The following is a 15,297-nucleotide window of genomic DNA, read 5'->3' as shown; positions in this document are numbered from 1 at the left end:
TGCTGAAGAACGTACAATAGAGGGGTCTGGACTAACTAGTGATCGGAGGATGTTTCATGAGCGAATCAAATCAACTGCCTCGCTGTACCCCGGAAGAACAGGGAATATCATCTGCTGATGTTGAAGCTTTTCTTGACGCGGTGGAAGCCAGCGGACAGGAGCTTCACAGCTTCATGCTGCTGCGTGGAGGAAAGGTCACTGCCGAAGGCTGGTGGCATCCATATACACCGGATTGCCTTCACCAGATGTTCTCGGTGAGCAAGAGCTTTAATGCGACTGCGATCGGAATAGCCGTTGAAGAAGGTCTGCTGTCTGTAGATGACAAGGTCCTGTCGTTCTTTCCGGAGAAAGCGCCTTCAGACCCTTCGGAGAATCTGCAGGCGATGCGTGTGCATGATCTGCTTGCGATGGGAACCGGTCACGACACGGATGTGACGGGGCCGATGATCCAGTGTGAAGACGGCGATTGGGTCAAGGCATTTCTGGCGCAGCCGGTCCAGCATAAGCCGGGCACGCATTTTGCCTATAACAGCGGTGCAAGCCATATGCTATCCGCGATCCTGCAGAAGGTGGCCGGCGTAACGCTGTATGACTATCTGCAGACGAGGCTGTTCCAGCCGCTCGGGATCACGTCAGCGACATGGGATGCATGCCCGCAGGGGGTTACAGTAGGGGGCTATGGATTAAGGACAACAACAGAAGCGATAGCCAAGCTCGGACAGCTGTACCTGCAGGATGGTGTCTGGAATGGCCGGCAGCTGGTTCCTGCGGAATGGATCAGACAGTCTTCCATGAAGCAGATCGACAATGGCAGTGATCCGGATAATGACTGGCACCAGGGCTATGGCTACCAGTTTTGGCTGTGCCGCTATAACGTATACCGGGCCGCGGGCATGTTCGGTCAGTATATCTTTGTTATGCCCGAGCAGAATGCTGTCGTAGCCATAACCAGCGGACTGCAGGACGAGAAGCCGATTCTGGATGCTGTGTGGGAGCATCTGCTGCCTGCCATGAAGGATCAGCCTCTGCAGCCTGCGCAGGCTGCGTACAGCAGTTTGGCAGCCAGACTTCGCAGCCTGAGCCTTGATCAAGGTCCGGTATCTGCAGATGCTGGGGTGCCGGTTAACCAGCCGGATGATGTGAAATCGATACCTGCGGGACAGACCTATCATTTTGATGGTGAACAGGGCTTTATGAAGACGTTTGAGATTCAGGTTGATGGTAGCGTTATAACGCTAATCAAGGATGAGAATGAGCGCTACGCTTTCGGACTGGATGATTGGGAGGAAAGCCGTGTAGATGCTGGGGTGATGAAGGGTGAATGCACGCTTGGCCGTGCTTTCGTATACCGGCAGGCAGGTCGCTCAGTGCTTGAGCTGAACTTCCGGTTCATTGAAACGCCGATGAGTCTGCGGATGGTCTGCAGGTTTGAGGGGAGGGAGCTGCAGGCTGCGATTTCCCAGAATGTCGGGCTGCAGCATGGAGTACCTGAGACAGTTAACGGAAGGCTTGCAGAATAATGCAGCCTGCCCCCCGTACAGCTGAGGAACCAGACATACGCTCCGAAGAACGTGTCAGCCTGCGGCGCATGCTGGCGTTCTTCGTACCGCTTGGCTTATCGGCAAGCCTGGTAGCCTTGTCGCATGTAATTGTTAACGGGACATTATCCCGCTCGTTAAATCCGGAAGCTACAATCGCAGGCTATACGATCGCCATGAGCCTGTTCATTATTACCGAGCGTCCGGTCGTCTTCCTGAGACAGACCTGTTCAGCGCTGGCAGGCGACCGGGTCGCATTCCGGGCGGTCGGGTGGGTGACGCTGTACCTGCTGCTGTTCACGCTGGTGTTCGGCTCGGTCATGTCCTACACGCCTCTTGGGGCTGCCTTGTTTCGTGGGGTGTACACGATTGGCAATGAGCTTGTGACAGAGGTGCTTAAGGGGTACCGCATCCTCTTCCTGGTAACGGTATTTTCAGCGATACGCTGCTTGTACCACGGTATTATTATCCGCAATATGCAGACCAAATGGCTGACGATCGGCATGGTTGTGCGGCTTGCAGTTATGTACCTGTTGTCATTGTATTTTATTCATTCCGGTCATGAGATAGATGGCCGTACAGGGGCGCTTATCTTCCTCGCAGGAATGATGGTGGAGGCGCTGGTCAGCTGGCTGGAAGGCAGGCGCATCTATAGGATGATGCCTGAGAAGCACGCTTCCTCCGGCGTCAGCAGGGTACGGGATGTGTTCCCGTTTTACCGTCCGCTGATTATGACTTCGTTCCTGTCGGTTCTGATAGGACCGTCGATTAATGCCATGCTGGGCAAGACATCACAGATCGAGCTCGCTATTGCATCGTATGCGATTGCCCTCAGTGTTACCACGCTGATTACGAGCTTTTATACGTATGTGCATCAGATTGTGCTTAATTTCTATCAAGCGGACCCCCGTGGGGTTTGGCGGTTCGCCATGCTGTTTCATGCCGTTCCGGCTCTGCTCGTAGCCCTGCTGGCTTTCACGCCTGTTGGTCCTGTTGTGGTGGGCTTTGTGATCGGTGGGGAAGGACAGCTGCTGGATGAAAGCCTTCGTGTGCTGCGCGTCTTCGTGCTGTTTGCGCTGGTATTCCCCTGGGTGGACTTCGGGAACGGGCTTGTCATGCTGCGCAAACGGACCCGGCTGATGGCGTTCTCCCAGCTTGGGAATGTCATCGTGACAATCGCGGCTCTGCTGGCAGTGGCTGCTGCTGTTCCCGGCTGGAACGGCATGGTCGGCGCTTTGGCGCAGTCCTGCGGCCTCGCTGCAGAAGGGCTTGTACTGCTTGTGCTGCTTCGGCGGATGGGGAGTAGATAATATATAGGTAGGAGGCCGCATCCGGTCCGTGAGAACTAATCATGGTCCCGATGCGGCTTCTTGCGCTTGGGCTTGAGGCCTTGAGGCGTAATAGGTTCAGGGAGCTTTGCCTTGGCGTGCTTACAGAGCGGGAGGCTGCGGCAGCGGAGCAAGATGCGACCGCTTGTATGCTGAAGGGGTCATGCCGCTAACCTTCTTGAACATCCGGTGAAAATGCGGCAGGCTCTCAAATCCGCACCGCTCAGCAATCTGGCTGACATTGTCATCGGTTGCAATCAGCAGCTCCTTCGCCAGAATAACCCGTTTGGCCGTCACATATTCAGTCACATTCATACCGGTCAGCTGCTTGAAGACCCTGGAAAAATGGGCTGGCGTGACAGCAGCCCGCCGGGCTAGCTCGTTCAAGCCCAGCTGGCCGCTCGGATTCTCATCAATATACTGCAGCATGCTTCTCATCCACAGCGGCCGGATTACATGCTCGGTTGAGAGCTCGCTGCCTGCTGGAGCCACCTGCCTGTTGATGAAGAGCAGAATCTGCTGAAGCAGCAGAAGCACGGCCTGCCGGTAGCCGGTCAGCTGCTGCTTATGCTCGGAATGGATAGCGTCAATCCACTGCTCAAGCTGCCGCTGGTCATCTGACTGCAGACGCAGGCGGTAGCTCTGCCGCTTGCGGGCATGCTCAAAGCAGCGCAGATAGGTAAAGGCTTCGCCAAGGGCGGGCTGCTGTACAAGGGCGCCGCTGAAGAAGATGGCGGTAGAGATTATCCGGTCATGCGGGTCCGGGAGGGAGCGGTGGATGGTATTGGACGGAAGCAGGAACAAGTCACCCTGCCGCATGTCATACAAGGTCCGGTCGACAAAGAACGAACCGCTGCCCGTATAGATATATACCAGCTCATACCACTCATGCAGATGGTCCGGCAGCTCGGTGAGCGGATGCTTCGGATCACGGTAGTTATATTCAAATGGAAAAGGAGTCTGCAGGTCAAACTGCTTGCGCATCGGCTTCAACAGACTAAACCTCCTTCGGAGTTAGCGGGATTACATCTAGGATATCAAAAAAGAGTATAAATGTGCGAGAATTCGTTATTTTATCCTGAATTTATTGCTTTATAATGAAGGTAGTTAAGTTAGTAAAGCGCTATCATGGCTGGGAAAGGAGCTGGAATGCCGCTATGCGTATTGATGCCCATCAGCATTACTGGTTGATTGAACGCGGTGATTACGGTTGGATAACGCCGGATATTCCGGTACTGTACCGGGATTATCTACCGGTGCATCTGGAGCCGGAGCTTGCCCGCCACCGGATCGACCGGACGGTACTCGTTCAGGCAGCGCCGACCGAAGCGGAGACGGAATATTTGCTTGGATTGGCTGAGCAGAGCGATTCCATCGGCGGAGTGGTCGGCTGGCTGGATCCGGCAGATCCAGCCTGTCTCTCTCTATGTAGCCGGCTTAGGCAGCATCCGAAGCTGGTCGGGTTTAGAGTCATGATACAGGAGATGAAGGATGCGGCGGATGTGCTGACTCCCATGTTTGTCGATCACATGAGCTATCTCGCCGAACAGAAAATTCCGGTTGATCTGCTTGTGACCGCATCCCAGCTGGATGATACGCTGCGGCTCCTCGAGCTGGTCCCTGGTCTTCATGGTGTGCTGGATCACTTAGGCAAGCCGCATATTGCGGCAGGGGAGCTGGAGCCGTGGCGCAGCCAGCTGGCCGCTGTTGCTGCCCACCCGGGCATGTACTGCAAGCTCTCGGGAATGGTTACCGAAGCGGATCACGCGGCATGGCAGCCGGATGATTTTGTCCCGTATGTGCGTCATGCGACTGAAGTATTCGGCTCTAACCGTGTCTTATTCGGCAGCGACTGGCCGGTATGCCGGATGGCGGCTGAATATGAAGAAGTGATGAGTGCACTGCTGTATGCTCTGCCGGAGAGCTGGGGAGAAGCCGAACACAGCCGTTTATTCGGACTAAACGCAAAGGAGTTCTACCAATTATGAGCGAACAGGTTCTGACGAAAAAGCTGCTGGATGCCGGTCAGCAGGGGCTGCACCCTGCAGTGAAGGACAGCCCGGTTACGATTTTGCAGATTGGGGAAGGCAACTTCCTGCGCGGGTTTGTGGACTGGATGATTCATGAGGCCCGCAGGCAGGGGCGGTATGAGGGAAGCATTGCTGTAACGCAGCCCCGTCCGTCAGGAAGCGCCAAGCTCGCTCAGCTGGCAGAGCAGGATGGCTTGTACACCCTTGTGACCCGGGGACTGGAGAATGGCAAGCAGGTGGAGCGGAAGGATGTCATCTCGGTTTTCTCGCAGGTCATTGACCCGTATGCGGATTGGGAAAGGTTCCTGTCACTGGCGGAGAGTGATGAGCTGCAGGTAGTCGTATCCAATACGACGGAAGCGGGCCTTGTCTACCGACAGGAAGAGCTGAAGGAGGGTGAGCCCATCCTCTCGTTCCCCGGGAAAATGGCTTGCTTCCTGTACCGGCGTTACCAGGCTTTGGGCGGAGCGCCTGACAAGGGGCTGGTGTTTCTGCCGTGCGAGCTGCTTGAACGCAATGGAGATGAGCTCAAGGCCTGCATCCTTCGCTACTGTGAGGATTGGCAGCTGCCGGAGGCTTTCATTCAGTGGGTGAACAGCTCCTGCCGCTTCCTGAACTCGCTGGTCGACCGGATTGTCACCGGTTACCCCGATGAGCAGGCAGAGCAGTGGTTCGAAGAGTGGGGCTACCGGGATGCGATGCTGAATACGGCAGAGCCGTATCACTTCTGGGCGATTGAAGCCGAGCCGGAGCTGGAGCGTCTGCTGCCTCTGCAGGCCGCTGGCTTTAATGTGGTATGGACCGATGATCTGAAGCCTTACCAGCAGCGGAAGGTGCGGATTCTGAATGGCGCCCACACCCTGATGACGCCAATTGCCATCCTGCACGGCTTCCATTATGTGCGTGAAGTGATGGAGGATGATACTTTTGGGCGCTATGTCCGTGAAGCGGTAAAGGAGGACATCATCCCGTCGATGCCGATGGACCGGGCTGAGCTGCTTGACTATGCGGAGACCGTATTTGAGAGGTTTGGCAACCCGTTCATCAAGCACCGGCTTGCGGATATTGCGATGAACAGCGTGAGCAAGTTTAAGGTGCGCCTGCTGCCGAGCATTGCCTACTATGCCGAGCAGGGCAAGCCGGTGCCTGACAGGCTGGCGCGTACACTGGCAGGCCTGCTCCGTTACGGTAAGGTTAAGCAGACTGGTGACGCTTATGAGGGGCGTACACTGGCAGGCGGGGTCTATATAATACGGGACGACGCACAGGTGCTTGAGCAGCTTGCAGCAGCTTGGAAGCGGGCGGAAGAAGCGGGACTTCCAGCAGATAAAACGGCTCGTGAGCTTCTGAGGCTGCCGATATGGGACGCAGATCTGTCTGAGTGGCCGGGACTTTCAGAAGCTGTCGGCCGCTGCCTGGAAGAATGGAGCTGATGAGATGAGCAGATGGATTCGTCTACACGATCAAGATCATGTCGTCATTGCGCTGGAGGAAATTCCTGCCGGATCAGTATTGGAAGGGCTAACTGCAGAAGAGGTGAGCAGCGAGGGCAGGCTGACTGCAGCTGATACCATCCCCAAAGGACATAAGATGCTGACACGCCGGGTGAGTGCAGGAGAGCATATCCTAAAATTCGGCTATTCCATCGGCGTCGCCAAGCAGGATATTGAGCCGGGCAGCTGGGTGCATACGCATAACATAACAAGCGGTCTGAAGGGTGTGCTGGACTACACATATGAGCCGGGTCAGGATGGGGCCAGCCGGTCCGCTGCAGAGACAGCAGCGGGCGTTTCGGCAGAGGCTTCGACCGGATCTGCTGACAGTACTGGAAGCACTGCTGCTGCCGATCCTTCGACTCTTGCGAACAGGCTGGCTTCCCGGACCTTTCAGGGGTACGTGCGCAGCAATGGCGAGGTCGGTATCCGTAATGAAATCTGGATCATTAATACGGTGGGCTGCATCAATAAGACCTGCGAGATTTTGGCACGGCGCGCCAGCACAATGTACGAAGGCCGGGTGGACGGGATACACCATTTTGCACATCCGTTCGGCTGCTCGCAGCTAGGGGATGACTTGACGTATACGCAGAAGCTGCTGGCTTCCCTTGTCAACCATCCGAATGCCGTAGGCGTGCTTGTGGTCGGGCTTGGCTGCGAGAACAACCAGATTGATTCATTCAAGGCTGTGATCGGCGATGCTGATCCCGAGCGGGTTAAATTTATGAGGTCGCAGGATGAAGAGGATGAGCTGGAAGCGGGACTTGAACTGCTGGAGGAGCTGGTTGCTTACGCAGAACGCTATCAGCGTGAGCCTGTGCCGGTCTCCAAGCTTAAGCTGGGGCTCAAATGCGGAGGTTCAGACGGCTTGTCGGGTATCACCGCCAATCCGCTCGTAGGCGCTGTATCCGACAAGCTGATTGCAGCCGGCGGAACAGCGATCCTGACCGAGGTGCCGGAAATGTTCGGCGCGGAGACCATCCTGATGAACCGGGCCGCGAATGAGCAGGTGTTCAGCCGGATCGTGGATCTGGTTAACGATTTCAAGCAGTATTTTATCCGCCATGGCCAGGAGGTCTACGAGAATCCGTCACCGGGAAACAAAGCGGGCGGAATCAGCACACTCGAGGAAAAATCACTCGGCTGCACACAGAAGGGCGGCCATGCGGCTGTTACGGATGTTCTGCCATATGGCGGCCGTGCTTCGCTTCCTGGTCTTACACTGCTTGAAGCGCCGGGCAACGATCTGGTCTCCGTCACCGCGCTGTCCGCAGCCGGTGCTCATATTGTGCTGTTCACAACAGGGCGCGGCACGCCGTTCGGCGGACCGGTTCCTACTGTGAAAATTTCGACGAACAGCGAGCTGGCGGCACGCAAGCGCAACTGGATTGATTTTAACGCAGGCAGGCTGCTGGAAGGGGAATCGATGGCATCGTTGACTGAATCGCTGTGGGATTACCTGATTTCACTCGCTTCCGGCGAGGCACAAACGCACAATGAAACCAACGGCTTCAAGGAAATTGCGATCTTCAAGGACGGCGTTATTCTATAGCGCAAGAACAGCATGACAGCGGGAGGGGTAACGGATGAAATACAGACCGCTCGGAAGCACGGGCGAGAAGGTGTCGGTTCTCAGCTTCGGGGCTTCATCACTGGGCTCCGTATTCCGGGAAACCGACGACCTGGAGAGCATAAGAACCGTGCATGCGGCGCTTGATGGCGGTATCAATCTGATTGATGTATCTCCCTATTATGGTTTAACAAAGGCGGAGACGGTGCTCGGTGAGGCGCTGAGTCAGGTGGCGCGTGACAGGTACCTGCTTGCAACCAAGGCCGGCAGGTATGGCGAGCGGGAATTCGATTACAGCCGGGAGCGTATTCTGCGCAGTGTGGAGGAGAGCTGCAGACGGCTGCATACCGATTATCTGGATATACTCTTCCTGCATGATATCGAGTTTGTTCCTTATGAAGAAGTGGCAGCAGAAGCGTTCGAGACACTGCGGGAGCTGAAGCGGCAGGGTGTGATAAGATTCAGCGGCATCTCAGGCCTTCCGCTGTCTGTCTTGGCAAGGTCGCTGGAGGACGAGGCGGCGCCTGCCGATGTCATTCTCTCCTACTGCCATTACTCGCTGAATGATACAACGCTGCTGGAACTCCTGCCGCTGCTTGAAGCGAAGCGGGCCGGCTTAGTCAACGCTTCACCGCTGTCCATGGGGCTGCTCAGCATGCGCCCGGCTCCTGAATGGCATCCGGCTTCCGAGGATATCCGGCGCGCCTGCCATGAGGCAGCCCGCTGCTGCGAGTCGCACGGCAGCGACATCGCGAAGCTTGCCATCCAGTTCGCTACGGCTGATGAGCGGATTCCCACGACACTCGTGAGTACCGCCAGCAGCGCCAATATCACCCGCAACATCAGCTGGACGGATGAGCCGATGGATCGGGAGCTGCTGCGGAAGGTGCTCGCCATATTGGCACCCGTGCAGGGAAGGAGCTGGCCGAGCGGGCGGGAGGAATATAACCAAACGATTAGAGCCTGATCCTTATGTGAATAGGGGCCAGGGATGAAGGAGCTGGAATAGATGCAGGCCATCATATGTGAAAAGGCGGGGCGGCTCGTGAATGCCGAGCGTCCGGTGCCCGTTCCGGCAGCCGGTGAAGCGCTGATACGCATTCGCCGGATCGGGGTTTGCGGCACGGATTTGCATGCTTACCAGGGCAACCAGCCCTATTTTACTTATCCGCGTGTGCTCGGACATGAGCTTGCAGGCGTAGTGGAAGCGGTAGGTCCCGACGGCTGGGATCAAGAGGGTAAGGTGATGGGGCTCGACGGGAAGCAATCGGTACTTCATGCCGGGGACCAGGTCTGCATCATTCCTTATCTGCACTGCGGGTCCTGTATGGCCTGTCGTTCCGGCAAGATGAACTGCTGCAGCAGCATGCGGGTCATGGGCGTGCATGCGGACGGCGGGATGCAGGAACGGGTGACGGTTCCGCTCACTAATCTGATCCGCACGAGCGGATTGACGCTGGACCAGACTGCTGTTATGGAGCCGCTCAGCATCGGGATGCATGCTGTCAGACGGGCTGCTCTAGAGCACGGGGAGAACGTCCTGGTCATTGGCGGCGGTCCTATCGGGCTTGGCGTCATGGCCGCTGCAAGGAGGGCGGGGGCGAGGGTTATCGCCATGGATTTGAGCATGGACAGGTTGGCGCACTGCAGGGAGTGGGCGGGAGCGGATGAGACGGTTGTTGCCGGTGATGATGCCGAGCGGCGCATTGCGGAGCTTACGGACGGAGACTTTCCGGCAGCTGTCTTCGATGCTACGGGCAGCAGGCATTCCATGACCGCGGCCTTCCGTTATGTAGCTCATGGCGGAAGGCTGGTGTATGTAGGGCTGGTGAAGGGCGATCTAACCTTCAGCGACCCGGAGTTTCACAAGCGAGAGATGACTCTGATGGGAAGCCGCAATGCAACCATAGAGGACTTTTTGCTGGTTGCGGAGACGCTGCGTACGGGGCAAGCCGATGCGGGTTCCTACATATCGCACCGGTGTCCGTTTGGCGAGGCTGCGGAACAGTTCCAGGAATGGACCAGCCCGGCCTCCAGCGTGCTGAAGGCGATGATCGAGCTTTAAGAGGAACAGACTTAAGTCTAGCAATCTTGAGGAATCGGGCGGATGAATGTGAGGAAATGCTTCGATAACGGCTGAAGGTCAGGTATACTGATAGAAAACAAGCCAGGGTATCAACAAGGGCACCTGAGAGGAGTTTTCTAGTCATGAACCAACCAAACGCAAACCGTAAAGCCGTATTTTTCGATCTGGATGATACACTCTACGACCAGCTGATCCCGTTCCAGACAGCCGCCGAGCGTCATGTCCCCGGCGAGCTGCTGGCCAAGGTGCCGGCAGCTGATCTGTTCCGCACCGTACGCAAGCACAGCGATGAATTATGGGAGCCGTATTTGCGCGGCGAGCTGCCGCTTGATGTTATGCGGGTGCTGCGGATTCAAAAGGCATTCGCCGAGTTTGATATTCATCTCGAGGAGGATGCCTGCTCCAAGATTCAGGACGAGTACCTGGCGGAGCAGGGGCGTATCAAGCTGCTGCCCGGCGTTGCGGACTGCTTGATCGAGCTGGAGCGGAGCGGCTGGACCATCGGCGTCATTACGAACGGTCCGGCGGAGCATCAGCGCCGCAAGGCGGCCGCGCTGCAGATCGACTGGTTTATTCCGGATGAGCATATCTTCATCTCTGGGGCAGTCGGCATTGCCAAGCCAGATGCACGCATTTTCGAGCATGCGAACCGGGTAACGGGCACACGTCCGGAGAACAGCATCTATATCGGGGATTCGTGGGCTAATGATGTAGTGGGCGCACGGGTGGCCGGCTGGCAGTGCATTTGGTATAACAAGCGGAATGCCGAGCCGGGCGAGGGGCAGATGCCGGAGATGACAGTAACAACATTCGAAGGGCTTGCTTCCCGTTTGTACGGCCTTGCTGCCGGAAGGGAAGCGGCTCTGGCGGAAGGAAGGTTGAAGCAGGAATGATGGACAGAGAAGAGATTGTATTGTGGCCGGAAGGGGCACCGCTCGCGGAAGGAACCGGGCTGGAGCATGAGCCTGCTCTTACGGTGTACCCGGCTCAGGGAAAGCCCAGCGGAGCAGCGGTTATTGTATGCCCTGGCGGCGGGTATGTATACCGGGCAGAGCATGAGGGAGGACCAATCGCGGAACGGCTAAGCGAGATGGGAATTGCTGCCTTCGTGCTTCGCTACCGGGTGGCGCCTTACCGTTATCCGTGTGCCAAGCTGGATGTACAGCGCGCAATCCGGACGGTCAGGCACCGCGCTTCTGCGCTTGGGGTCGACCCGGCGCGTGTAGGTGTGCTGGGATTCTCGGCGGGCGGACATGTTGCGTCCACGGCAGGTGTTCATTATGACGCGGGCCAGTCTGACGCGAAGGATGCGGTAGAACGGCTTTCCAGCCGTCCTGACCTGACTATGCTGTGTTATCCGGTCATTACGATGCAGGATAATTATACGCATCAGGGTTCCCGTGAAAGCCTGCTTGGGACCGATCCAGACCCTGAGCTCATAGAACTGCTCTCCAATGAACGGCATGTCACCCCGGATACGCCGCCTGCTTTCCTATGGCACACTTCCGATGATGGCGCTGTTCCGGTGGATAACAGCCTGGCGTTTGCCACAGCTCTCCGGCGTAACGGGGTGCTGTTTGACCTGCATGTCTATGCAAGCGGCCGGCATGGAATGGGTCTGGCTGAGGACAGCCGGCATGTCAGCGGCTGGAGCGCGGCTCTTGAATCATGGCTGAGGACGAACGGGTTTGTTGAATGACACCGCTTCCCGGCCTGCTTGTTTCCTGTATAATAGGGTACATATAGACTGCTGCTTATCTTAATATTAACAGGCGCCAGCATGGTTGGGAGGCATAAGAGATGGAGAAAACGGACGGCTGCAAAGGCTGCTCCAGAGATGTGCAGGTCAGTGAGGCACAGATTGAGGCCATGGTTAACAAGCTGGCATCAAGAGGCTTCGACTGCGTTGCGGATGATGTGTATGAAAGCAGGCTTGCTTCCTGCAGCGGCTGCGAGTCGCTGTCATTTGGGCATACGTGCAAGTTTTGCGGGTGCATTGTAAGGGTCAGAGCGAAGCTGGCGGACAAGAGCTGTCCCAATCCGGACGGAAGCAGATGGCAATCATAGATTACTCGAATCAGGGGCGCCCGGTGCTATACAGGACAGGGTGCCCATTCATGTTTGGGGGCTGGTTCAGGGCGGCAAACAGGCTGTCTGTTGAGCACTTCCGCAGCTGAGAGCCGGCAGTCAGCCGCGGGCATGGCAGCAGATCAATCCAGTGGAATACGGTCTATGAAGGCAGAGGCCGCACTGGTCAGAGGCATGTTCTTGAGCGTGATGATGCCAACCCTCGATTGCGGAATCGGCACATCCAGCTTGATCTCGAACAGGCTCTCCTCTTCAAGCTCCTTCCTTACGAATTGCTTGGTTACATATGAGATTCCGAGACCCGTCTTGGCAAATTCGATCAGCAGGTCAACACTGCCCAGTTCAAATTCCGGCGCCAATACCAGACCGTGATCACGGAACAAGCCGGTTATCGCATAGCGGGAATGGCTGTTGCGGGAGAAGAGAATGATCGGATAGTCGAGCAGCTTCTCAAGGGAAAGCACTTGCCCGGACAGCTCCCTGTATTTCGAACCGGCGACGAAGCAGTCCTGGATTAGGATGCCTTCCCGAACCTCTAACTGAATATCGTTGACCGGCATGCGGACAACACCCAAGTCGATTTTGCCTTCCTTCAGGTAGGAGACGATTTCGGGTGTGGTGCCGTGAACGAGATGGATCTTAACATTCGGATGCTGGGCGTGAAAGACTTCAAGATAGGGCAGCAGATAATGCTTGCACAGCGAATCACTGCCCCCGATGCGGAGCTCTCCGCCCTCCAGGTTCTTCAGCTCGGCCATCTTGTCTTCGGCAAGAGAGAGAAAGTTAAAGGCCTGTTCGACGTAAGAATGCAGCACTTGACCTTCCTTGGTGAGCACGACACCCTTCGAGGTGCGGGAGAATAGCTCCAAGCCGAAACCCTCCTCCAGCTGCTTGATGGCATGGCTGACACTTGGCTGTGTAATATATAACGCTTTAGCGGCTTTGGACAGGCTTCCCAGCTGGGCCGTCAAATAAAACACCTTGTATAACTCAAAGTTAATCATATAGACACCTTCTATAGCGGGTATTTGAATTATTAATTACGTATATAGCTAATGCAATCATTATAATAGAGGCAGGAGTGGTGCATCAACAGCTGTTAAAGGAGGAAACAAGTTGATTTCAACAAGCTCGATTGAAACATTAAGCATCAATGCGATCCGGACTCTGACGATCGACGCGGTAGAGAAGGCACAGATGGGACACCCCGGCATGCCGATGGGGGCTGCGCCTATGGGCTATACGCTGTGGACCCGTCAGATGAAGCATAATCCGGCTAACCCGGAGTGGTTTAACCGCGACCGGTTCGTGCTGTCTGCTGGACATGGCTCCATGCTGCTGTACAGCTTGCTGCATCTGAGCGGTTACGACCTGACTCTGGACGATTTGAAAGCGTTTCGCCAGTGGGGAAGCAGAACACCGGGCCATCCGGAATTTGGACACACGGCCGGTGTGGAAGCGACGACTGGTCCGCTTGGGCAGGGCTTTGCGATGGCTGTCGGCATGGCGATGGCTGAAGCGCATCTAGGTGCCGTATATAACCGTGAAGGCTACCAGCTGGTTGACCATTACACGTATACGATCTGCGGAGACGGTGATCTGATGGAAGGTGTGGCGGGCGAAGCCGCTTCACTGGCCGGCCATCTGAAGCTGGGCAAGCTGGTCGTTCTGTATGACTCAAACGATATTTCACTCGACGGCGAGCTGAACATGTCCTTCTCTGAAGATATTAAAGGCCGGTTCGAATCGTACGGCTGGCATTATCTGCGGGTGGATGAGCAGAACGATGTAGCTGCAATCTCGGCGGCAATCGAGCAGGCCAAAGCGGAGACCGGCCGTCCGACTCTGATTGAGATCAAGACAACAATCGGATACGGCAGCCCGAACAAAGCAGGCAAGGGCGGACATGGCGGCACACACGGCAGCCCGCTCGGAGAGGAAGAGCTCAAGCTGACCAAGGAAGCGCTCGGCTGGCCGCTTGAACCTGACTTCCATGTGCCTGATGAAGTCTATCAGGATTTCGCCAAGGTGAAGGAAACCGGCGCTGCAGAGCAGGCGAAATGGGAGGAGCTGCTGAACCGTTACCGTCAAGCGTTCCCTGAAGAAGCTGCGAAGTTCGAGCAGCTTGTCAAGGGTGAGCTGCCGGAGGGCTGGGATACCGATCTGCCGGTCTATGAAGCTGATGGCAGCCAAATCTCGACCCGTGTAGCTTCAGGAAAAGCCATCCAGGCTCTCGCTGACCGTGTTCCACAGCTTGTAGGCGGATCGGCTGACCTTGCGAGCTCGAACATGACGGCCATGAACAAGTACGGCAACTTCAGCTCGGACAGCTACGAAGGCCGCAATCTCTGGTTCGGCGTACGGGAATTTGCAATGGGCACCGCACTTAACGGCATGGCGCTGCACGGCGGCTTGAAGGTATACGGCGGTACGTTCCTTGTCTTCAGTGACTACCTGCGGGGGGCAATCCGGCTGTCGGCATTGATGAAGCAGCCTGTTGTCTATGTGTTTACACATGACAGCATTGCAGTTGGCGAAGACGGTCCTACCCACCAGCCGATTGAACAGATCCCGTCCCTGCGGATGATCCCTGATCTGACGCTGTTCCGTCCGGCTGATGCGAATGAAACTTCGGCCGCATGGCATTATGCCCTGCAGGCGAAGGAGGGCCCGTTCGTTATGGCGCTTACCCGACAGAATCTACCAGTGCTGGAAGGCACGAAGACACTGGCGCGCGAAGGCGTTGCGAAAGGCGGTTATGTGCTCGCAGATGCAGAGAACGGCAAGCCTGAGGTGCAAATCGTGGCCACTGGCTCTGAAGTCAGTCTGGCGATGGATGTTCGTGCGAAGCTTGCTGAAGAAGGCATTGGCGTACGTGTCATCAGCATGCCAAGCCGTGAGCTCTTTGAAGCACAGTCCGTTGAGTACCGCAATTCCGTTGTCTTGCCGGAGGTTGAGAAGAACGTTGTGATCGAGATGGCATATCCGGCTGGCTGGGATGACGTCATCAGCGGCAGCAAGCTTCAGATCGGCATCCGCAAATTCGGCGCCTCGGCGAAAGCGGCTCGCGTTATTTCCGAGTACGGCTTTACAGTTGAGGGCGTTATCGGGCAGATCAAATCTCGTTTCTATCATTAGTATTTCGAATAGGACTTTAGCAG

General features: G+C 56.4%; 13 protein-coding genes. 11 read left to right on the top strand and 2 right to left on the bottom strand.

The genetic code is table 11. The annotated features are described in order from the left end of the window. Positions 1–56: 56 nt before the first annotated feature. Both DNH61_RS08835 and DNH61_RS08830 read left to right on the top strand, forming a co-directional pair. Positions 57–1,520, top strand: coding sequence for a serine hydrolase domain-containing protein (locus DNH61_RS08835; RefSeq protein WP_111146291.1), 1,464 nt, complete (start codon positions 57–59; stop codon positions 1,518–1,520). After that, entirely contained in the window at positions 1,520–2,848 is a 1,329-nt protein-coding gene (locus DNH61_RS08830) for a multi antimicrobial extrusion protein MatE (protein WP_245948063.1), read from the top strand. The genes DNH61_RS08835 and DNH61_RS08830 overlap by 1 nt, the downstream gene beginning before the upstream one ends. Before the next feature lie 120 nt (positions 2,849–2,968). On the opposite strand, the gene DNH61_RS08825 is transcribed toward DNH61_RS08830, so the two are convergent. After that, positions 2,969–3,850: an AraC family transcriptional regulator gene (locus DNH61_RS08825; protein WP_245948070.1), complete on the bottom strand. Its 882-nt coding sequence runs from the start codon at positions 3,848–3,850 to the stop codon at positions 2,969–2,971. Between the two features lie 173 nt (positions 3,851–4,023). On the opposite strand from DNH61_RS08825, the gene DNH61_RS08820 reads away from it, so the two are divergent. The 8 genes from DNH61_RS08820 (at position 4,024) to DNH61_RS08785 (ending at position 12,115) form a co-directional block, all read left to right on the top strand. Beyond that, positions 4,024–4,854 (top strand): amidohydrolase family protein, encoded by an 831-nt coding sequence (locus DNH61_RS08820; RefSeq protein WP_111146289.1) that lies wholly within the window; start codon positions 4,024–4,026, stop codon positions 4,852–4,854. Continuing rightward, entirely contained in the window at positions 4,851–6,329 is a 1,479-nt protein-coding gene (locus DNH61_RS08815; RefSeq protein WP_111146288.1) for a tagaturonate reductase, read from the top strand. The genes DNH61_RS08820 and DNH61_RS08815 overlap by 4 nt, the downstream gene beginning before the upstream one ends. Before the next feature lie 4 nt (positions 6,330–6,333). Beyond that, positions 6,334–7,944 (top strand): UxaA family hydrolase, encoded by a 1,611-nt coding sequence (locus tag DNH61_RS08810; RefSeq protein ID WP_111146287.1) that lies wholly within the window; start codon positions 6,334–6,336, stop codon positions 7,942–7,944. Positions 7,945–7,978: 34 nt separating this feature from the next. After that, a complete protein-coding gene (locus DNH61_RS08805; RefSeq protein WP_111146286.1) occupies positions 7,979–8,929 on the top strand; it encodes an aldo/keto reductase in 951 nt (316 codons plus the stop codon). A 42-nt stretch (positions 8,930–8,971) separates the two neighbouring features. After that, positions 8,972–10,027, top strand: a complete 1,056-nt coding sequence (locus DNH61_RS08800; RefSeq protein WP_111146285.1) for a zinc-binding alcohol dehydrogenase family protein — start codon at positions 8,972–8,974, stop codon at positions 10,025–10,027. Positions 10,028–10,170: 143 nt separating this feature from the next. Next, complete coding sequence (locus DNH61_RS08795) at positions 10,171–10,941, top strand: HAD family hydrolase (RefSeq protein WP_111146284.1); 771 nt, start codon at positions 10,171–10,173, stop codon at positions 10,939–10,941. Further along, positions 10,938–11,747 carry an alpha/beta hydrolase gene (locus DNH61_RS08790; protein ID WP_245948061.1) on the top strand — a complete coding sequence of 270 codons (810 nt, stop codon included), beginning with the start codon at positions 10,938–10,940 and terminating at the stop codon, positions 11,745–11,747. Before DNH61_RS08795 ends, DNH61_RS08790 begins: the two co-directional genes overlap by 4 nt. Before the next feature lie 101 nt (positions 11,748–11,848). Beyond that, positions 11,849–12,115, top strand: a complete 267-nt coding sequence (locus DNH61_RS08785) for a DUF6171 family protein (protein WP_111146283.1) — start codon at positions 11,849–11,851, stop codon at positions 12,113–12,115. 143 nt (positions 12,116–12,258) lie between these two features. Here DNH61_RS08785 and DNH61_RS08780 read toward each other — a convergent pair whose 3' ends face one another. Then, positions 12,259–13,140 (bottom strand): LysR family transcriptional regulator, encoded by an 882-nt coding sequence (locus DNH61_RS08780; protein WP_111146282.1) that lies wholly within the window; start codon positions 13,138–13,140, stop codon positions 12,259–12,261. A 112-nt stretch (positions 13,141–13,252) separates the two neighbouring features. Between DNH61_RS08780 and tkt the strand changes: the two genes are divergently transcribed. After that, on the top strand, positions 13,253–15,274 hold the full coding sequence (tkt, locus tag DNH61_RS08775) for a transketolase (RefSeq protein ID WP_111146281.1): 2,022 nt from the start codon (positions 13,253–13,255) through the stop codon (positions 15,272–15,274). The last annotated feature ends 23 nt before the right edge of the window (positions 15,275–15,297 follow it).

Origin of the sequence: Paenibacillus sambharensis (genome assembly GCF_003233845.1) — a bacterium.
GTDB lineage: Bacteria > Bacillota > Bacilli > Paenibacillales > Paenibacillaceae > Paenibacillus_I > Paenibacillus_I sambharensis.
The sequence above is the reverse complement of the archived record's forward strand: the minus strand, read 5'-3'. Positions and strand labels throughout refer to the sequence as shown.